Origin of the sequence: Butyrivibrio sp. AE2005, assembly GCF_000686965.1 — a bacterium.
GTDB lineage: Bacteria > Bacillota > Clostridia > Lachnospirales > Lachnospiraceae > Butyrivibrio > Butyrivibrio hungatei_A.
In genome coordinates, this window is sequence record NZ_JMMD01000005.1 from 46,721 (window position 1) to 68,201 (window position 21,481).

A 21,481-nucleotide genomic window follows, 5' to 3' on the forward strand; every position below is an offset into this window, starting at 1 on the left:
ATAGGGCCCGCGAAAACGCAGATAAATAGCGCTTTCCCGGACCCTGAAGAATAGGAGTATAATTATGATCAACCCATAACAGCTTCTACTGTGTATTCTTTTACGCCTTCTTCGTATGGGATGATATTTCCGCTTATTTCTTTTCCGTTTACGGTAAGCTTCTTGATACCCTTCTGAGCACCGTTCTGCTTAACGCTGATGTTGTAAGTAGCACCGCGGTATTTTCTGGTGAGAGTGAAGTCACCGAAGTCTGCGGGCACACAAGGATCGATTGAAAGACCGTTGTGTGTGGGATATACACCCAGGATGTACTGGGAGATATTTACAAATGTCCATGCAGCTGTTCCTGTAAGCCAGCTGTTCTTGCCCTGACCAAAGAACTTAGCGTCTCTTCCTGCAACCATCTGAGAGTATACATAAGGCTCGGTGCAGTGAACTTCGCTGATATCCTCGATGTAAGCAGGACATGTCTTCTTGTAGATCTCGAAAGCTCTGTCGCCGTGTCCGAGAACAGTCTCAGCGATAGATACCCAAGGATTGTTGTGGCAGAAGATACCGCCGTTCTCCTTGTATCCCGGTGGATATGAACTAACTTCACCAAGTTCGAGATGATATTTTGTGTAAGCAGGCTGTAAGATCATTACGCCGTACTTTGTATCAAGTCTTTCTTCAACGCTCTTAAGAGCTTTCTCTGCAAGACCTTCTTTTACGCCGATTCCTGCAAGAACGCAGAAGCCCTGAGGCTCGATGAAGATCTGACCTTCTTCACATTCTTTTGAACCAACCTTGTTGGAATTAGCATCGTAAGCTCTTACGAACCATTCGCCGTCCCAACCTGCTGTGCAAGCTGCATCGTAAACTTTCTTGATTTCTTCTCTTGCTCTCTTTGCTTCAGCATCATCGCCGAGGAGCTCAGCAAGCTGTGCATATTCTTCGCCGTATTTTACGAACATACCTGCGATGAATACAGACTCGGCAACAGGACCTTCTGAAGGACCGAATGTCTGGAATGACTCACCCGGATGCTCTGAGAAGCAGTTAAGGTTGAGGCAGTCGTTCCAATCCGCACGTCCGATAAGAGGAAGGCCGTGAGGACCCTTGTGAGTAGCAGTGAAGTTGAATGAGCACTTAAGGTGATCCATAAGTGTCTTTGCAACGCTCATATCATTATCGAAAGGAACCATTTCTTTCAAGATAGAAAGGTCGCCTGTTTCTCTTACATATGCGCTTGTACCTGCGATGAGCCAGAGCGGATCGTCGTTGAATCCTGATCCGATGTCTGAGTTACCCTTCTTTGTAAGGGGCTGGTACTGATGGTAAGCGCTTCCGTCCTGGAACTGAGTAGAAGCGATATCGATGATACGCTGTCTTGCTCTGTCGGGAATAAGGTGAACGAATCCGAGAAGATCCTGACAAGAATCTCTGAATCCCATTCCACGGCCGATACCTGACTCATAATAAGAAGCAGATCTGGACATGTTGAATGTAACCATGCACTGATACTGGTTCCAGATATTTACCATGCGGTCAACCTTCTCGTTTGAAGAAGATACATGATAGATTCCGAGAAGATTCTTCCAGTAGTCGTTAAGCTCTGCGAGAGCCTTGTCAAAAGCATCCTCAGTCTTGTATGCATCAAGCATTGCGTATGCAGGCTTCTTATTGATAACGCCGTATGATTCCCACTTGTCATCTTCGGGATTCTCGATGTATCCGAGTGTGAAGATGAATGTCTTGGATTCGCCGGGCTTAAGGTTGATGTTGATCTGGTGAGCAGCGATAGGAGACCATCCGCTTGCGACAGAATTTGTGCACTTTCCTGCTGCAACTGCATCAGGGCTGTCAGGTCCGTTGTATGCGCCAAGGAATGCATCCCTGCTTGTGTCATATCCGTCAACTTTAGTATTTACGCCGTATACTGCGTAGTGATTTCTACGCTCTCTGTATTCTGTCTTGTGGAAAAGAGTTGCTCCGTCGTTTGTAACTTCAACTTCACCTGTACTGAGGTTACGCTGGAAGTTCTTCATATCGTCATCTGCATTCCACAGACACCATTCTACATATGAAAAGAGAACGAGCTTAGCATCTTCTTTCTTATTATTTGTGATAGTGATCTTGGAAACTTCACAATTATCATTCATAGGAACGAAAGTTAACACATCGGCTTTAATATCTGATTTTGATGATGAGAACTTGCTATAACCTAATCCATGGCGACACTCGTAGCTGTCAAGGGCTGTCTTTACAGGCTGCCATCCGGGATTCCAGATAACTTCATTTGCTTTATCTGTTTCATCCTTAATATAGAAATATTTACCGTTGTTATCATAAGGAACATTGTTATAACGGTATCTTGTGAGCCTTAAAAGCTTGGCATCTTTATAGAATGTGTATCCGCCGCAAGTATTTGATATTAATGAGAAAAATTCCTTGTTTCCGAGGTAGTTGATCCAGGGAAGAGGAGTCTTTGGTGTAGTGATGACGTATTCACATGCATTGTCATCAAAGTAGCCGAATTTCATAAATATAACCTCCGTTCACTTAAACGTTTAAGATAATTACTAGAGACATTATATATGGGAAGCTCCTATATTGCAACACAAAATATCACAAATATTATTGCCCTTAAACCGTTGCCCTGTGCGCGTTTCAGAGATAACACGCATAAAACCGCCGATGGACACTGGGCGTAAATGATATTTCGAAAACGTTTTACTAAATCATTAACCAATTGTAACCAAAATCAGAATTATATATGAAAAAAGAGAGTGGATTTTGTAAAAAACAAACAAAGATATATAATGTGCACAAAAAATTCGTTTTTTTTATTGCTTCTGGAGTCATTATGATGTATATTTATCGTGCGAAAACGATTAAGTTCAAGGGTATTTATTGATATGGCTAAGCGTAATGTTTCATTAAAGGATATTGCCGTTGCTTGTGGAGTGTCCATAGCTACAGTGTCTAAGGCACTAAACGATCATAGCGACATAGGGCAGGAAACTAAGGAACATATACGGGCAGTTGCTGATAAGCTCGGATATCATCCGAATGCGGCTGCGCAGGCTCTTAAGACGAACAGGACCAACAATATCGGTGTCTTGTTTGTAGATGAAGCCAACAGCGGTCTCACACATGATTATTTCAATCATGTGCTTAACAGTTTTAAGAAAACTGCGGAGGAGAACGGTTTTGATATAACCTTCATCAATGGAGGGAAGGCGAAGATCAACAATATGTCCTATCTGTCACATGCGATATACAGGGGCTTTGATGGAGTGGTTATAGCATGTGTTGATTTCTCCGATCCGGAAGTTGAGGAACTTATTAAGAGCAATATACCGGTCGTCACGATTGACCATATCTTTTTCAACAGGACTTCAGTCGTGTCTGACAATGTAAAAGGGATGAGAGAGCTTGTAAATTATGTTTACGGGCAGGGGCACAGGAAAGTGGCATATGTTCACGGCGCGGGTTCATCCGTTACACAGAACAGACTTACAAGTTTTTATAAGACACTTCAGGAATTGGGAGTAGAGATTCCGGATGAATATGTAGTTGTATCTCCTTATAGAGATACTGATGCTGCATATGAGGCGACTAACAAACTTTTGGATCTTCCGGAACCGCCTACATGCATTCTTTATCCCGATGATTTTGCGGCACTTGGTGGAATAAATGCTATAAGACAGAGGAATCTCAGAATACCGGAAGATATTTCAATTGCAGGATATGATGGACTTGAACTTGCAAAGCGTCTTTCTCCGAGACTTACCACAGTGGTGCAGAATTCTGAGAAAATCGGTGGAATAGCGGCAACCAAATTGATCGACCTTATAAACAATCCTAAGGGGACACTGGTTGAGCAGATTGTAGTTGAAGGTACATTGGAAAAAGGGGAATCCGTTAAAAAGATTCAATAAGATTTGAGATGGCTGAGCCATTTTAAATACACACAACAATTATTTAACGCAAAAGAATGGGAGGTACGGTTATGAAGAAAAGAGTACTTGGGTTACTTCTTTCTATGACTATGGTAGCAGGAATGCTTACTGCTTGTGGCGGAAATGCAAACACTGCTGCTTCAACCGGAGCATCAGCTGATGGAAACGCAGCAGATGCAACTGCAGCAGATGCACCTGCAGCTGCTGGAGATGAGGGTAAAGTCCTCAATATTTACTGCTGGAACGAAGAGTTCAAGAGCAGAGTTACAGATCACTATCCTGGATATACAGAGACAGATGCTACTTCAGGAAAAATCGGTGATGTAACTGTAAAGTGGAATATCACACCCAGCCAGGACAATGCTTATCAGAACAACCTCGACGAGGCTCTTCTTAAGCAGGCTGACGCAGCAGCTGATGACAAGATTGATATTTTCCTTGTAGAGGCTGACTACGCACTTAAATATGTAGATGCCGATGTTTCAATGCCTGTTGCAGATCTTGGTATCGCAGACGCTGACATCGCTAACCAGTACAAATATACACAGGATGTTATGACAGATTCTAACGGAAAGCTTAAGGGTCTTTCATGGCAGGGCTGCCCCGGTGTTCTTATTTACAACCGTGCAGCTGCTAAAGATGTTCTTGGTTCTGACGAACCCGCTGAAGTTCAGAAGGCCGTAGCTGATTGGGATACATTCCTTAAGACAGCTGAGCAGATGAAGGCTAAGGGCTACAGCATGACATCAACAACTAACGATTCTTATCGTGTATTCTCTAACAATGTATCAGGTAAGTGGGTACAGGATGGAGTAGTTAAGGTTGATCCCAGCATCATGAAATGGGTTGAGATGACAAAGAAGATGGTTGACGCTAAAGAGGTTGGTTCTACATCAGATCTTTGGAGCGATGACTGGAGCAAGGGATTCTATCCTGACGGAAAGACATTCTGCTACTTTGGACCCGCTTGGATGATCAACTTCTCAATGGCTGCTGATAAAGAAGGCTCAATCGCTCACGACGGTGGTTGGGGTGCAACAGAAGGACCTCAGGGATTCTTCTGGGGCGGAACATGGATCTGCGCAGCTCAGGGAACAGACAATGTATCTCTTGTTGCAGATATCATGAAGCAGCTTACAACAAACAAGGATATCATGCTTGATATCGTTGCTAAGGACAGTGATTTCGTAAACAACAAGCCTGCTATGGAAGAAGCAGCAACTAAGGACGAGTATGCATTTGCTCCTCTTGGTGGACAGAACCCTCTTGCAATGTTCTGCAACGGTGCTGAGAAGTGCGATCTTTCTAACCAGTGCGAATACGATCAGGGTTGTAACGAAGAGTTCCAGAAAGCTATGAAGAACTACTTCGACGGCAACGCTACTCTCGACCAGGCTCTTGACATGTTCAATTCAGCTATCGTTGAGAAGTATCCTGAATTAAAGACTGAGTAATCAGTAAGTAATTTGTAGTTTTAGATTTATCATTGTGGAACGTATTGTTCGCAATGCGTTCCACAAATATTTATTCAGAAGGGTAACGGGTATGAAAAAGAAGAGCAAAGTAGTCAGTTATAATAAATGGGGCTACATTTTCCTTATTCCGTTCGTGGTAATTTATCTGGTATTTCAGATGATACCGCTTTTTTCAACAATTTATAATTCATTCTTTGAGAATTATCGCTCGGGATTAAAACAGATCGGTCCGAATTTTGTCGGATTACAGAATTTTGCAACAATAATTACAAACGGAGATCTTCCTACATATTTAAAGAACACTTTGATAATGTGGATTTTGGGATTTATTCCGCAGATTCTTCTTTCACTTTTGTTGGGAGCATGGTTTACAGATCCGTCACTTAGATTGAAGGCACAAGGCTTTTTTAAGACAGTTATTTATCTTCCAAATCTGATAATGGCCTCAGCATTTGCAATGTTGTTTTTCACATTGTTCTCAAATTCAGGCCCTATCAATTCGATTTTGGTACAGATTGGTTTTTTAAAAGAACCTTATCAGTTCATGGCCCATGTTTGGTCAGTTCGTGGCTTGGTTGCTTTTATGAACTGCCTTATGTGGTTTGGAAATACGACAATTCTTTTGATGGCAGGAATGATGGGTATTGACCCTTCACTTTTCGAAGCGGCACAGGTTGATGGTGCTACAGCCACTCAAATTTTCTATAAAATTACATTGCCTTTGTTAAAACCAATCCTTATTTATGTTATGATTACATCATTGATTGGTGGACTCCAGATGTTTGACGTACCTCAGATTTTGACAAACGGTACAGGCGATCCTATGAGATCTTCAATGACCTTGATCATGTATCTTAACAAGCATCTTTTCAGTAAGAACTTTGGTCTTGGTGGTGCTCTTTCGGTATTCATGTTTATTATTACCGGTATACTCAGCTTGATCGTATTTAAGTTCACGACAGGCGAGGATAAGGATTGATTTTGGAGGCTTAACAATGGAAGAAAAAAGAATTGCGATGGCCGGACAGAGTGATACCGGAGCATCGGTTCACGCCAGACGCGTGATAGCGTATATTGTACTTATATTGATAACATTTATCTGCCTTTTCTGGTTCTATGTTTTGTTTATAAATTCAACCAGATCAAACGCAGATCTTACAAGAGGATTCAGTCCCGCTCCGGGAAAATTCCTTGGAACAAACTGGGATAATCTTGTACATGGAACTTTGCCTATATTTAATGGCTTGATTAATTCGCTTATTGTTGCTACACTAACAGCGGTATTTGCTACATATTTTTCTACGATGACAGCGTATGCAATACACGCTTATGACTTTAAGCTTAAGAAGTTCATTTTTACATTTATTTTGATGGTTATGATGATCCCTACTCAGGTAACTGCACTTGGTTTCTTGCAGCTTATCGGAAAGATGGGATTGGATGATAAGTTTACACCACTTATTGTTCCGGCTATTGCTTCACCTGCAGTATTTTTCTTTATGAAGCAGTATATGGATTCTACACTTCCTCTTTCTCTTGTGGAAGCTGCCAGAATCGACGGATCTACAGAGTGGGGCACATTCAACAAGATTGTAGTACCGCTTATGAAACCTGCTGTTGCTGTTCAGGCAATCTTCAGTTTCGTAACAAGCTGGAATAACTACTTTACTCCTGCACTTGTGCTTCACACAGACACAAAGAAGACACTTCCTATACTTATAGCTCAGCTCAGAAGTGCAGACTGGCTTAAGTTTGACATGGGACAGGTATATGTAATGATTTCATTCTCTATCTTCCCTGTTATAGTTGTTTATCTTTTATTATCCAGACACATTGTCGGCGGTGTTACGCTCGGTGGTGTAAAGGGATAATCTGACTTAGTTATTTACTACTCTTCATCTTGCTTGTCCGCGAGGTGAAGATACTCTTTCCTTTTATAAGCGTTATGGAAGGCCATGGTATTCCCCATACCATGGCCTTTCGCATGCGCAAAAAACAATTTGAAAAAACTTTCCACATCCATCTGAATGTTGTTTGGGGAGCTTTTTTGCAATTTATTCCCAAATGCCCTAAACTACTGATGAAATGGGCATGGTACCACAATGGAAACACGATTTTTCGAAGTGGAACTTGAAGATTTCATAGAGATAACTGATACTGAAAATACGCTTGCAGGTGAATTTTTGAAAGGAGTTTGGCAGATATATATGGTTGAATTTGGCGAGCAGCTTAGAAAAGCACGTGAAGAGAAAGGTATGACACAGCAGACTCTTGCGGAAAAATTATTTGTAACAAGACCGACTGTATCAAGATGGGAGTGCGGTGAAAGATTCCCCGATCTTCTTACAACAAAGAAAATAGCTGAAATTCTTGGTGTGAGCCTGGACAACCTATTATCTGGTAAAGATATTTCTGTTGAAGTTGAAAGAAACCCTGTAGTTGAAAACAAAACAGCACATAATATAATAATTGCGCTGTATGCATTTGTTATATTCTCTTGCTTGATAGCAATTGTCAGTCACATTTCCAATTATTTTTTGATTTACACCAAAGCAGTCGGTTTTGGGGGACCTGTAGGAGCAGAAGCAGAGCTGATCGGATATGTCAGTGTTGCAATGATGAATTTTGGAACAAAGCAGATAATACCGATGATCAAAGTTGTTATGCAGATAGTTGTTTTTGCTTTTGGCCTTGATAAAGCAATAAAAGGAAAACTTTCTCCCAAGATGACGGGAGGAATAATAGTTCTGTACCTTGCGTTGACAAGTCTTATAAATTTTGCGCAGGTGCTGGCTACGTGGATAATAGAGGGCATCTTAACAGGGTATGCTGTTGCTGAAATGCGTTATATTATCGCTGATTTTTTCATCTTTCTTATTCCGACAATCAGTGGGGCAGTTTTGACATATTTCCTATTTATTAGGGGAAGTAATAAAAAAATTGTTCCTACAATGATCGTGTTTGTTTCGTTACTGGAAGTGATATTGAATCTGAGCTATACATTATACTGGATTAAATATGCTATAGAAGAAACAAATAGTTACTACATTGAGGATCGTGTCGTCAGCAATATTGATTTTGGTCTTAGGACTGGTTTTACGATGAATAATATACTGATGCTGCTTATTGATGTAGCTGTTTACGGATTGATAGTTTTTCAGACTGTGGCACTGTGGAAAAAGAGAAAAAAGCTGGAATCTGTTATCAACTCAGAGGGTGAAATAAATAAAATGGTCACTGAATAGAAATATGAAATTTTCGTATGATTAAAAGTATAAGTATTAAAAAGGTTACAGTAAGTATTCTTGCAATGGCGGTTCTGTTATCAATTGTTACAGGATGCGGCAAGAAAGAAATCGGTGTGGATGCAAAATCCATTAGTCAGATTAAAGACAAAGATCATTTTTTTAAGGAGGAGGAAATTAAAGGAGTTATTGAAGAAGGTTCGGAAGATGTCTATCTTGATTATGTAGGAGGCAAGATAAAGTGTGTTTATTTGGATCAAGCCGGAAAGTATAAGTTTGTATCTGCAAATACCGATGGAACAATCGATAAGTCATATGAAATTCCGGTTTCTACAAATGATAAACATGCCTTTTTTGAAATGGATGAATCCGAAAATCTGTACATGCAATATTCTGATTTTGAGAGTGAGGAAAGCAGTCGGAAAACAGGCTATTATCTTGTTAAATTTGACAATACCGGAAAAGAAGTCGGAAGGGAAAATTTATTGTCAGACACTCCCGAGAAGAGTTTGTTTTCGGTAGAAGGTGTTGTATGGACTAAGGATAACGGGCTTATTGTAAGTTCGTCAAGAGGAATTGAAAAATATAGTGAACAGGACGGATTTACTTGTATCATAGAACCAAAATTTCTGTATTCTTTCAGTCACGGAGGAGAACTTATTAAAGGTAGCGATGATCGGCTGTACATAAAAGGAAATAACAATGACAAGGACCGACTGTGGAAAGTTGATCTTGCGAATGGAAAAATAGGGGAGCCAAGCAAATGCTTTCGTGAAAATACTGCAGGCAAACTTTTATTTTTTTCAAGAGGAGAAGGGAATGATCTGTATGCAGCATTTGGCGACTACATCTATGGATATGACAGCAAGGAAGATGCGATTACTGAAATTGCAAATCTTCGGGATTCTGATATTGGTTTTGGCGAAGGTATTGGTCGATTTACAGCAATAAATGAAGGCGAATTTTGGGCGACTATTTATAAAGACAACGGTGAAATATATTTATCCAAGCTAACCAAAGTTAATCCTGAAGATATAAAATAAAAGACAACTCAAGAGCAGGAGTTTATATTAAATAAGCGTTATGAAAGGTCATGGTATTCTCTTTATACCATGGCCTTTTCTATTAGGAAGTTTTTTCTATGATATAAAAAAGGCTCCGCAGAGATGCGCAAAATAACTTAAAACACTGATGAAATGGGCATGTTACCACAATGGAAACACGATTGCTCGAAGTGGAACTTGAAGATTTCACAGAGATAACTAATACTGAAAATACACTTGCAGGTGAAATTTTTGAAAGGAGTGAGTTTTGATAACTTATTATCGGGAAAAGTAAAAGTGTTAAAGACACGAGCACTGAATAGAAATATGAAAAAACGTATGGGAAAAAGTATATTTTTAAAGAAGGTTACAGTAAGTGTTCTTACAATGGCGGTTCTGGTATCAAGTGTTACGGGATGCGGTAAGAAAGAGAGCAGTGCGGATGTGAAATCCGTAAATCAGATTAAAGAAATTGATAAAGATCATTTTTTTAAAGAGGAGGAAATTAAAGGGGTTATTGAAGAAGGTTCAGAAGATGTTTATCTTGATTATGTAGGAGGCAAGATAAAGTGTGTCTATTTAGATCAAGCCGGAAAGTATAAGTTTGTGTCGGCAAATACCGATGGAACAGTCGATAAGTCATATGAAATTCCGGTTTCTACAAATGATAAACATGCCTTTTTTGAAATGGATGAATCCGAAAATCTGTACATGCAATATTCTGATTATGAGAGTGATGAAAGCGATCAGAAAACAGGCTATTATCTTGTTAAATTTGACAATACCGGAAAAGAAGCGGGAAGGGAAGATTTATTGTCAGACGCTCCTGCGAATAGTATGTTTTCAATAGAAGGTGTTGCATGGACTAAGGATAACGGGCTTATTATAAGTTCTTCAAGAGGAGTTGAAAAATATAGCGAACAGGACGGATTAACTTGCATCATCGACCCCAAATTACTGCATTCTTTTAAAAATGGAGGCAGACTTATTAAAGGAAGCGATGAACAGCTGTATATACATAGCTATAATCTTGACGATAGCCGGTTATGGAAAGTTGATCTTGCGAATGGAAAAATAGGAGAACCAAGCAAATGTTTTGGTGAAACTAATGCTGACAAAGGGTTATCTTTTTCAAGAGGAGAAGGTTATGGTCTGTATGCAGCACTTGGTAACTATATCTATGGATATGACAGTAAGGAAGATAAGATTACTGAGATTGCAAATCTTCGGGATTCTGATATTGGTTTTGAGGAAGGTATTAATCGATTTATAGCAGTAAATGAAGGCGAGTTTTGGGCGACTTTTTGTAAAGACAACGGTGGAGTATATTTATCCAAGCTTACCAAAGTTAATCCTGAAGATATAAAAGAAAAGACAACGGTTACTCTCGGAGGAGCTTATATAAATAGTGATATTATAAATGAAGTACATAAATTCAACAAAACGAATGATGAGTATAGAATACAGGTTATAGATTATGCAGAGGATTGTCTTTCTGACGATGAAGCAGACCGGAGCGTAGAAAAGTTTAACCTTGATATTTTATCGGGAAAGGCCCCCGATATTTTGGCGGTAAGCGCGGATAGTTCGGATATATCCGGTTATATAGATAAGGGAGTCTTGATGGATTTGGGGCCTCTTTTTGATAAGGGAGGAACTCTTGAAAATATAGAATTTTTACCGAATGTTTTTGAGATGATGCATACAAAAGATAAGATTTACACTGTATTTTCCAGATTTACTGTTAATACATTGGCAATGAGAAAACGATTTGCGGAAGGCAGAACAAGTCTTTCGATAAGTGATTGTGAAGAAATCATAGATAAGACGGGTGTTGGCTATAAAGCTGCATTTGGCAGTGACAGCTATAAGGAAGGTATTATTTATTGCGGGGGGGATTTCGATAAGTATTTGGATCCGGAGAACGGAAAGTGCAGTTTTACAGACTCTGATTTTATAGAACTACTTACTTTTGCCGATAAGTTCCCGGAACAATCTGAGTACGACTATGGAATGTTTGATGAAGATAGGGGATATTTGGAGGATAAAGCAATCTTCAGGTATAGTCCTTTATCAAATTTCAGAGATTATGCAATGCTTAAATATGGAGTATTTCAAGATGATATTTCGCTTGTGGGATGTATTAACAGCAACAGCGAGAATTCTGCTAAAATATGCCCTCTTGCTGAAGTTGGCATAAATAGTAAGACCAAATATAAAGATGCTGCAGTTCAATTTATAAAGAGTATGTTTGAAAATTACGATCCTTCAAATATTTACAGTTCTTTTCCTTCGGATAAAGCATCATTTGAAGCTGCAAAAAAAGCAGCGACACAGGAAAGAGGAGAAGACGATTATTTTAGTTTGGGATATGACAGAATAAAGGCAACTCCTTTGACTGAAGCTGAGGTACAGGAACTGAGTAATTATATTCTTTCAATAAAAAATCATGATGATAATTTCGGCTTTTACACTGAGATCAATAGAATTATCATGGAAGAGGTACCGGCTTTTTTTGGCGGACAGAAGACCGCGGAAGAGGTGGCAGATACTATTCAGAACAGAGCAACAACATACATGAATGAAAATAAATAATAAAACACCATCCGGGGCTTTTGTGAATCCGGATGGTGTTTTGCTTTTTATATTCCGCGCAAGTATGTCAATCCAAGCGGACCCATACAAGGGAGTTGGATGTAAGTCTGTGGAGAAAATTAAGGTCTACGGATGTCAGTATCATAAATGCAATGATTATTACAAATACCAACAGCATAAGCTTTTTTTCCTTGAAAAGCTTTTCGGGACGCTGCACAGCGGAGTCGGGATCGAATGACATCGCCACGTAGTAGGAAAAGAGCAGGAATACAAGCGGCATACATAAGAGATATTCAATACGGTACTTGATAAGGAAAACTCCCAGGCAAAATGTGGATATAAGCGAGTAGAAGAGCGCTGATGCAAGGAGAGTTTTCTCTGTATATAATTTGAATGAACGTCTGTAAAGACCGGCTACCTCAGGATTGCCAATCATTCTGTACTCTGCAAAGCGCTTTGTTGCCATGAGAAATGCTCCTGCCATCCAGTAGCCAATGAGGATGCTTGAAGGAGGAAGCGAAGAATCTGTCACGACAAACCATCCCATCATAAGGCGAAGCATATTGTTTACAGATTCAGAGAGCACATCAAAATATGGAATATCTTTTGTCCTAAAAGGTTTAACGTTGTACAAAAAGCCCATGAACAAAAGGACAAGCGATGTTATCAGAAACAGCTTATCGACAAGCAGAGAAAGAATAACACCGACAGCGATAAGAGCGATATATTCCGCGATAACTACGGAGAATTTCATATTCTCGGTTACAACAGGTCTGTTTTTCTTGGTCGGATGGAATTTATCAAACGGAGCATCGAGCCATTCATTTATTACGTAGTTTGCGCTTGCGATCATGCAAGTTGCAAAGAAAGCACATATCAGCTTGAAGATATTTATATCTTTAAGAGAATGCTCCGTAAGCAGGAATGCGATTGCAACTCCGGGCATGATAAAGAAGTTTTTTATCCAATGATCGGGACGGGCAATTTTAATATATTTTTTCATTTTACATCTCCAAACCTTTTATAAAGAATATACCCATATGGTGTATGGTGAGTTTGCATCCGAGTATTCACCGATGAGCTTAAATCCGATCTCATCTTCGTTTGAAATCTCTATTCGTGAGAATACATATTTTCCGTTTAATTGCTCAAATGCTGATTTATCAATAAGAAGACGCTTGTCGTCAACATTAACTGTTCTTGCGGGATTCCAGATGCCGTAGTCGCTGCCTGAAAAGATATAGGCACGTGCGCCCCAATCATCGTAGTAGTTGCGGGCTTCTTCCGATTCGGAGAGCGAAGGCGCAATTACATTTCTGAATGAATCCTTATACGACTGATAGTAGTAGCTAAGGCACCCGTCCAAAGTTGCAATCTCGTTGTAAGAAAGAACGGCGGGATGGAAGCCGTAAGCCACACTGTATTCGCCTTTATAATCAATGTCTTTTTTTATCTTTTCGAACAGATCTGTTGAAAAGAAATCGCCATAGGACAGGGTTTCCGACTTCTGCCCATTAAATGCTTCCCAGGTGTTTACGTAACAGGTGTTGAAAAAGTCGTTATATAAGGACTGCGTTCCAATCACAGAGAGAAGGACGATAATTGTAAGTGCCTTTGGGATAAACGGTAATATTGCGCTTAAACGGTTCTTTTTACTTTCTTGGGAAGCAATGTGGTCTGAAAGACGTATCATCGCGATAAGGGCTTCAACGTACCACAGAAGCGGGTTAAAAAATATTGTTCTGTTAAACTGCCATCCCTTTAAAGGAGGGACGAGCTTTTCGAATAAAGTTCTGACCGCATGATTGTTGTAAAGACCGTAAACAATGCAGTTTCCGACTATAAAAAGAAATACGAGATTAAACGGATCGGTGCAGAGCTGCCTGTATTCTTTTCTTTTTATGTGTCCCAAATTGATAGCTGCAAAAGATATGATGAACAAAGGTAAAACAACAACTCTGTGCAGATCTTCGCAGTGGAAAATGTTATTTACAAAAACATTAAAGATACTGTGTAAGATCTCAGATGCAGACAGATCGTCGATCACCATCGTGTCTCTGATTGTTGCCTGTCCGGAGCCGAATATAAGGGCAAAAAGCCTGTATTCAATGAGGATATAGCTTGCGGACATAAGGATCATCGCAACAAAAATCCTAAAGTTTATCTTTTTTTCTTTTACCCAAAGATAAATGAAGTAAATAAAGATATAACCCAGAATAAAAGGTCCGAAGAACGTAAAGTACGAAAGCGTCGGATATAGGAACGCAAGTAGGTAATAGATTTTTTTACCGGTGTTTTTAAGTCTTCTTATTATGAATATCAGAAGAGGGAGCGAAGCAAAAGAAAACGAAAATGCCGGATAAAGCGGAAGAAGACCGTAGATAAAACTAAAGAGGACCACGGCCCATTCGTATTTCTCATACTTGTCTTTCAAAATGTCTTTGCCAAGGAGTATTCCCGAAAAGAGTGCGATCAATATCTTGAGAAAATATCCCACGATATATGCCGCGAAATTCGGAAAGATCATATATAGCCAGGAATAAGCGTAGAATTCGGATAACAGGAAATTTCTGTCAATACCGCCAAGAAGGGGGATAGTCTTTCCCTGCGAAAAGAATGCATTATTATCCTTCAGTAATTTGTAATCGGTTATGTGAATGTCAAGATTATCGTGAACACCAATGAATGTGTGAGCTTCACCGGCTATAAAAAAAACAATGAGCTGAAGAAGCAATACACCTATAACTAATAGAAAATACCAATTTCTTAAAAATCTCTGTTTCATCTAACACCTAAAACCTAAAACACAAAAACTCGTTGACCAATGAAAAAGTATAGCATAACTCAGGCTTATTTAGGTCGTTTGAAGCGGTGTTCACAGTTTTTTCGTTTTTTATATAATAGGCGTAATTGGCATGATTACCAAAGAGAATTGGGGTGAAAAGAGTTTTTTTGGCAAAAATAGGCCTTGCCTTTAAAACTTTAGCATGCTAAACTCTTTACGTCGCACACAAATGTCCGTAGTAGAAAAACAAGGTATTATAAATGCGGAGGTTAGAGATGCAGCAGGACACAGGGTACTACGTTATCAGGAAACAGGCGGTTCCGGAAGTGCTGCTTAAGGTTGTGGAAGCCAAGAAACTTTTGGAATCCGGCAAGGTTAAGACAGTAAATGAAGCTTCTGCGATGCTTGGTATCAGTCGCAGTTCTTTTTATAAATATAAGGAAGACATATATGAATTTCATGATTCTCTTCAGGGAACAACATTTACCCTGACATTCCAGATGAATGATGAGGTAGGTCTTTTATCATATGTGCTTAATCTGATCGCGGATTTTGGTGCAAACATCCTGACGATTCATCAGTCAATCCCGCTTAACGGAGTGGCATCCATATCGATCACGATTCAGGTGCTTGAAGCGACTAAGGATATAATGGAGATGATCTCCATTATGGAAGGTAAAGAAGGAATTCATAAGGTGCACATAACCGGAAGAAGTGCAACCTATTAAAAATATATTGGAGGATGAAATGGCAAAAGTAGCGGTTTTAGGTTACGGAACAGTAGGAAGCGGAGTTGTTGAAGTTCTTGACACAAATGCAGCAGAGGTTGCAAACAGCGCAGGAGAAGCCGTAGAAGTTAAGTACATACTTGACCTCAGGGATTTCCCCGGCGATAAGCATGAGAATCAGGTCGTACATGACTTTGATATTATACTTAACGATCCCGAAGTTGACGTTATCTGCGAAACAATGGGAGGTCTTGAGCCTGCTTTTACATTTGAAAAGAAGGCACTTGAAAAGGGAAAGAGCGTATGCACATCAAATAAAGAGCTCGTTGCAGCGCACGGTCCCGAACTTGTTGAGATTGCAAAGAAGAACGGCGTAAGTTACCTCTTTGAAGCAAGCGTAGGCGGCGGTATTCCGGTTCTTCGCAGCATCAACGATTCACTTAAGCATGAGAAGATTGATTCAATAACAGGTATTCTCAACGGAACAACCAATTACATCCTTACTAAGATGGATAAAGAGGGTATCGGATTTGCCACAGTCCTTAAGCAGGCACAGGATAAGGGCTATGCAGAGAGAAATCCCGAAGCCGATATCGAAGGATATGATGCATGCCGTAAGATCGCTATTCTTTCAAGCCTTATGAGCGGCGAGCATGTAAATTACGAGGATATTTACACAGAGGGAATTACCAAGATCAGCATTGAGGATTTTGCTTATGCAAAGAGCCTTAACATGGCTATCAAGCTCCTTGGAATGTGCAAGAAGAACGAGAGCGGATTCTTTACTATAGTAGCTCCTTTCCTTATTCCTATGGAGAATCCTCTTGCTAACGTAAACGGTGTATTCAACGCAATCGACGTTCACGGAAACATGCTCGGCGACGTAATGTTCTACGGTAAGGGCGCAGGTAAGAGCGCTACAGCAAGTGCGGTTGTTGCAGACGTTGTAGATATCCTTAAGCACAAGGACAAGCATATCGAAGTAAACATGAATTCCAAGAAGGCAGTGCTTACTTCAAAAGACAACGCTGTTCGTAAGTTCTTTGTAAGAGTTACCGAGGATTTTGAAGATCATGCAAAAGAACTGTTCGGAAACAAGATAGAGATTATTAAGAGCGAAGAAGTAAAAGGCGAGTTCGCATTCGTCACAGATCTTATTTCAGAAAAAGATTTTGAAGAAAAGCTTTGGAAGTTTGACAGCGTTAAGGGATATATCAGGCTTTATTGATAAGTTTTCCCTATAAAAATACAAAAAAGAGGTTTGTTCATTATGAAGAAGGTAGTTAAATTTGGCGGAAGTTCACTTGCAAGTGCAGAGCAGTTTAAAAAGGTAGGCGAGATCATCAAGGCAGATCCCGACCGCGTGTATGTTGTTCCTTCTGCTCCGGGAAAAAGAAATTCCAAGGACACAAAGGTTACAGACATGCTTTACAAGACATATGCTCTTGCCGAGGCAAAGAAGGACTTTTCAAAACAGCTTGCCGATATTAAGGCAAGATACGACGAGATCATCAAGGGACTTAACCTTAAGCTTGATCTTTCTGATGAGTTCAAGACAATTGAGAAGAACTTTAAGGCTATTGCAGGTAATGACTATGCTGCAAGCCGTGGAGAGTACCTGAACGGAATAATCATGGCAAATTACCTTGGTTATGAGTTCATCGATTCCGCAACAGTAGTTGTATTTGACAAGAACGGTGAGTTCGACGGAGAGAAGACAAACAAGCTTATGTCTAAAAAGCTTGAGAAAACTCCCAAGGCCGTTATTCCGGGATTCTACGGTGCATATCCCGACGGAAGCATCAAGACATTTTCAAGAGGCGGTTCCGATATAACAGGTTCTATCGTTTCAAGAGCTATCAAGGCTGATGTTTACGAGAACTGGACAGATGTTTCGGGATTCCTTGTTGCAGATCCCAGAATCATCGACAAGCCACCGCACATTGAGACTATCACATATACAGAGCTTAGAGAGCTTGCATACATGGGAGCTTCCGTTCTTCACGAAGACGCTATCTTCCCTGTAAGAAAAGAGGGTATTCCGATCAATATCAGAAATACCAACAAGCCTGAGGATCCGGGAACATGGATCGTTGAGTCAACAGCAAAGAAGTCTAAGTATGTTATTACCGGTATTGCCGGAAAGAAGGGATTCTGCTGTGTAAACATTCTGAAGGATCAGATGAATTCAGAGATTGGATTTGTAAGAAAGGTACTTCAGGCTTTTGAAGATCAGCAGATCTCAATCGAGCACGTACCTTCAGGAATCGATACCATGACGGTATTTGTTCAGGAAGATGAGTTTATCGAGAAAGAGCAGTCGGTTGTTTCAGAGATTCACAGACTTGCACATCCCGATATGCTTGAGATTGAATCAGATCTTGCCCTCATCGCAGTCGTTGGACGCGGAATGAAGTCTACAAGAGGAACAGCCGGAAGAATATTCTCAGCACTTGCTCATGCAAGCGTTAACGTAAGAATGATCGACCAGGGTTCTTCAGAGCTTAACATCATCATCGGTGTTGATGCGCGTGACTTTGAGAAGGCAATTCGTTCAATATATGATATATTCGTAACTACTCAGTTCTGATATATATAATCTAAGAATTTTACGGCAGCTTCGGTTCGTGTGGAATTTGCAATGATTCCGACAACCGATGTCTTGCCTGAATATATTCCGGTCTTTTCGTAGGCTTTAGAATTATTGATGATAATTCCTACGGGGACCGGATTTTTCATTTCTTCTTTGGGAAGATTGGTATAATTTCCGGTCTTTGCCGCGTTGTCACAAAGAACAGCGTATTTGTTGTTTTCGTCAAAAGTTCCGTTTGTCAGATAAGCCTGATATTCATCGGATGCAATGTATTCGATGTAGCCCGCATCCATGTAGAGAACATTGTCACCCATTGCTTCAAGGTCTTCTTTGGAATAATAAGCTGAAAGGTCGGCGAATACATCCTGTCCGGCATACTGGAAAAAAGTATTGTAGTCCGCGCCGAGAACATCAAGCTCCTTTGCGGCTATGTTTGCCGTTATCTTCTGAGTTGTAGCGACAGCAACCTGATCGATGTTGTCCGGGTTAAGAACTGCTGTGGTGTCTACAAAGCAGACATTTTCTGCGGGATCGACACCTATGGCTTCCATAAAGTCCTCAGCCATCGTGTTTTCAAGTGAAGCAGGTGTAGAATTGACAAGAATTACACTGAGAAAAGTGGGCTTTTCGTTGACCATGTTCTTTATGCCTGAGATGATGAAGATCAGGGCGACGACAACCGTCATTACGTGGAACTTGTAGTAGTCCCAGAAATAATCCCATTTTGCCTTGAAATCTTTATCCTTCATCTTGTCTTGCTGCTGCTTGACTTCTTCACGAATTGACATATACATACCTCTCTATTTTTAATAAAACAATGTCATTTTGTTTCTAAAACATATATAATGAAATAAAGCTTGTACATTTATAATGATATAAACGTTATTTAACTATAAGTCAACTGATTGGTCAAAAAAAACTTGAAAGAGTAACGGAAATAATATAAGATAGTCGATAAAATGGCAGGCAGTCAAGTATGTAGGAGGTTGGATTTATACATGATCGGTAATGACAACAGTTATGTTGAATGTCTAGTAGCCAGTAAAGCGTCTCCGCTAGTTGTTGTTCTTAAGTATGTGTGCTTTGGATTGGCTATATTTTTCTTACTTTCAACTCTATTGTTAAATGCAAATATCATTTGTGTTCTGCTTTTTCTGGCAGCCGGTGCCGGATACTATTTCGCAAAGCAGAATTCCAGTATAGAGTATGAATATCAGTATTGTGACAAGGAAATTTCCATTGATAAAATCTTGAATAAGAGTTCCCGTAAACATATAGGAACTTATGAAGTCGAAAAGATCGCTGCTATGGCGCCTTCGAATTCATATCATCTTTCGGAGTACAAGAATCAGACATTTAAGACTCTTGATTTTTCGGCAAAAAATAAAAATGTTCAGCCCGATCCGACATATACATTTTATTATGACGGAAAAGAAAAGATCGTATTTGAGCCAAGCAGTGAGCTTGTTGCTGCCGTTAAGGCCGTTGCACCGAGAAAGGTTTTTACAGACTGATCTTTTTGGTGGATTAATTATTGTGTAGTTATTACGGAGGTTTTTTGCCTCCATAATCATTATTATTATTTAGATTGGAGTTAAAAGATGGGACAGATTATTGGTGAAGGAATAACATTTGATGACGTGCTTTTGGTGCCTGCATATTCACAGGTTATACCCGGACAGGTAGATGTGAGTACATGGCTTACCAAGAAGATCAGACTTAACATTCCTATGATGAGTGCGGGAATGGATACAGTTACAGAGCACAGAATGGCAATCGCAATGGCCAGACAGGGTGGAATCGGTATTATCCACAAGAACATGTCTATTGAGGCACAGGCTGAAGAAGTAGATAAAGTTAAGAGATCTGAGAACGGCGTTATCACAGATCCTTTTTCACTTTCACCGGATCACACACTTGCAGATGCGGACGCACTTATGGCTAAGTTCCGTATTTCGGGTGTTCCCATTACAGAAGGCAGAAAGCTTGTCGGAATCATTACAAACCGTGACCTTAAGTTTGAAAAAGATTTCTCACAGAAGATCAAGGATGTAATGACAAGCGAGAATCTTGTTACTGCTAAGGCAGGTATCACACTCGAGGAAGCAAAGAGCATCCTTGCAAAGTCCAAAAAAGAGAAACTTCCCATCGTAGATGACGACTACAATCTTGTAGGTCTTATTACAATCAAGGATATTGAGAAGACAATTAAGTATCCCCTTGCTGCAAAGGATGACCAGGGCAGACTTCTTTGCGGTGCAGGCGTTGGTATTTCAGCTAACTGTCTTGATCGTGTTGCTGCTCTTGTAGATGCTAAAGTTGACGTTATCGTGCTTGATTCCGCGCACGGACATTCTGAGAACGTTCTTAAGTGCCTCAGAATGATAAAAGAGAAATTCCCCGATCTTCAGGTTATCGCCGGAAACTGTGCTACTGGTGAGGCTACTAAGGCTCTTATCGAAGCAGGTGCCGACGCTGTTAAGGTTGGTATCGGCCCCGGATCTATCTGCACAACTCGTGTAGTTGCAGGTATCGGTGTTCCTCAGGTTTCAGCTGTTATGAACTGCTATGAAGTAGCTAAGGAATATGGTGTTCCGATCATCGCAGACGGTGGTATAAAGTATTCAGGAGACATCACAAAGGCTATCGCTGCCGGCGGAAACCTTGTAATGATGGGTTCAATCTTCGCAGGCTGCGACGAGGCTCCCGGTGACTTCGAGCTCTTCCAGGGCAGAAAATATAAGGTATATCGTGGAATGGGATCAATCTCAGCTATGGAGAACGGTTCCAAGGATCGTTATTTCCAGGAAAATGCAAAGAAACTTGTTCCCGAAGGTGTTGAAGGACGTGTTGCATACAAGGGAACAGTAGAAGATACAGTATTCCAGCTTATGGGTGGTCTTCGTTCAGGTATGGGTTATTGCGGATGCGCTACCATCGAGGAACTCAAAGAGAACGGAAAGTTCATCAAGATGACTTCCGCAGCGCTTCGTGAGTCACATCCTCATGATATTCAGATCACAAAAGAGGCACCTAACTATAGTGTAGATGACCACTAATTTCCTGTTATTTT

The 21,481-nt window shown here is 40.3% G+C and carries 16 protein-coding genes; 12 read left to right on the forward strand and 4 right to left on the reverse strand.

Annotated elements, in window-relative coordinates; translation table 11 throughout:
* Positions 1 to 68: 68 nt before the first annotated feature.
* Entirely contained in the window at positions 69 to 2,522 is a 2,454-nt protein-coding gene (locus DL92_RS0106005; RefSeq protein WP_026667190.1) for a glycoside hydrolase family 94 protein, read from the reverse strand.
* Between the two features lie 375 nt (positions 2,523 to 2,897).
* Between DL92_RS0106005 and DL92_RS0106015 the strand changes: the two genes are divergently transcribed.
* The 7 genes from DL92_RS0106015 to DL92_RS0106055 all read left to right on the forward strand — a co-directional run bounded on the left by DL92_RS0106015 (position 2,898) and on the right by DL92_RS0106055 (position 12,302).
* Positions 2,898 to 3,923 carry a LacI family DNA-binding transcriptional regulator gene (locus tag DL92_RS0106015; protein WP_026656791.1) on the forward strand — a complete coding sequence of 342 codons (1,026 nt, stop codon included), beginning with the start codon at positions 2,898 to 2,900 and terminating at the stop codon, positions 3,921 to 3,923.
* Positions 3,924 to 3,994: 71 nt separating this feature from the next.
* Complete coding sequence (locus DL92_RS0106020; protein ID WP_026667191.1) at positions 3,995 to 5,398, forward strand: type 2 periplasmic-binding domain-containing protein; 1,404 nt, start codon at positions 3,995 to 3,997, stop codon at positions 5,396 to 5,398.
* A 91-nt stretch (positions 5,399 to 5,489) separates the two neighbouring features.
* Entirely contained in the window at positions 5,490 to 6,398 is a 909-nt protein-coding gene (locus DL92_RS0106025) for a carbohydrate ABC transporter permease (protein ID WP_026667192.1), read from the forward strand.
* 37 nt (positions 6,399 to 6,435) lie between these two features.
* Complete coding sequence (locus tag DL92_RS0106030; protein WP_026667193.1) at positions 6,436 to 7,290, forward strand: carbohydrate ABC transporter permease; 855 nt, start codon at positions 6,436 to 6,438, stop codon at positions 7,288 to 7,290.
* Between the two features lie 231 nt (positions 7,291 to 7,521).
* Positions 7,522 to 8,664: a helix-turn-helix domain-containing protein gene (locus DL92_RS20125; protein WP_051625242.1), complete on the forward strand. Its 1,143-nt coding sequence runs from the start codon at positions 7,522 to 7,524 to the stop codon at positions 8,662 to 8,664.
* 17 nt (positions 8,665 to 8,681) lie between these two features.
* Positions 8,682 to 9,707: a hypothetical protein gene (locus DL92_RS0106045; RefSeq protein ID WP_026656795.1), complete on the forward strand. Its 1,026-nt coding sequence runs from the start codon at positions 8,682 to 8,684 to the stop codon at positions 9,705 to 9,707.
* 339 nt (positions 9,708 to 10,046) lie between these two features.
* On the forward strand, positions 10,047 to 12,302 hold the full coding sequence (locus DL92_RS0106055) for an extracellular solute-binding protein (protein ID WP_026656797.1): 2,256 nt from the start codon (positions 10,047 to 10,049) through the stop codon (positions 12,300 to 12,302).
* Between the two features lie 67 nt (positions 12,303 to 12,369).
* Here the strand turns inward: DL92_RS0106055 and DL92_RS18425 are convergent, their stop codons facing one another.
* Both DL92_RS18425 and DL92_RS0106065 read right to left on the reverse strand, forming a co-directional pair.
* Positions 12,370 to 13,305, reverse strand: a complete 936-nt coding sequence (locus DL92_RS18425) for a UbiA prenyltransferase family protein (protein WP_051594255.1) — start codon at positions 13,303 to 13,305, stop codon at positions 12,370 to 12,372.
* Between the two features lie 18 nt (positions 13,306 to 13,323).
* Positions 13,324 to 15,087, reverse strand: a complete 1,764-nt coding sequence (locus tag DL92_RS0106065) for a DUF6044 family protein (protein ID WP_026667194.1) — start codon at positions 15,085 to 15,087, stop codon at positions 13,324 to 13,326.
* Positions 15,088 to 15,362: 275 nt separating this feature from the next.
* Between DL92_RS0106065 and DL92_RS0106070 the strand changes: the two genes are divergently transcribed.
* Genes DL92_RS0106070 through DL92_RS0106080 form a run of 3 tightly spaced genes read left to right on the forward strand, consistent with a single transcriptional unit; the run spans position 15,363 to position 18,405 of the window.
* A complete protein-coding gene (locus tag DL92_RS0106070; protein WP_026514634.1) occupies positions 15,363 to 15,815 on the forward strand; it encodes an ACT domain-containing protein in 453 nt (150 codons plus the stop codon).
* A 19-nt stretch (positions 15,816 to 15,834) separates the two neighbouring features.
* Positions 15,835 to 17,043, forward strand: coding sequence for a homoserine dehydrogenase (locus DL92_RS0106075; protein WP_026667195.1), 1,209 nt, complete (start codon positions 15,835 to 15,837; stop codon positions 17,041 to 17,043).
* A gap of 42 nt (positions 17,044 to 17,085) precedes the next feature.
* Entirely contained in the window at positions 17,086 to 18,405 is a 1,320-nt protein-coding gene (locus DL92_RS0106080) for an aspartate kinase (RefSeq protein ID WP_026656801.1), read from the forward strand.
* Here the strand turns inward: DL92_RS0106080 and DL92_RS0106085 are convergent.
* Positions 18,396 to 19,196 carry a hypothetical protein gene (locus DL92_RS0106085; protein ID WP_026667196.1) on the reverse strand — a complete coding sequence of 267 codons (801 nt, stop codon included), beginning with the start codon at positions 19,194 to 19,196 and terminating at the stop codon, positions 18,396 to 18,398. The two genes, DL92_RS0106080 and DL92_RS0106085, sit on opposite strands and share 10 nt — an antisense overlap.
* Before the next feature lie 210 nt (positions 19,197 to 19,406).
* Here DL92_RS0106085 and DL92_RS0106090 point away from each other — a divergent pair, with 210 nt between their 5' ends.
* Together DL92_RS0106090 and guaB are read left to right on the forward strand one after the other, a co-directional pair.
* Positions 19,407 to 19,922 carry a DUF6106 family protein gene (locus tag DL92_RS0106090; RefSeq protein WP_051199216.1) on the forward strand — a complete coding sequence of 172 codons (516 nt, stop codon included), beginning with the start codon at positions 19,407 to 19,409 and terminating at the stop codon, positions 19,920 to 19,922.
* An 87-nt stretch (positions 19,923 to 20,009) separates the two neighbouring features.
* Entirely contained in the window at positions 20,010 to 21,467 is a 1,458-nt protein-coding gene (gene guaB, locus DL92_RS0106095; RefSeq protein WP_026656805.1) for an IMP dehydrogenase, read from the forward strand.
* Positions 21,468 to 21,481 lie beyond the last annotated feature (14 nt).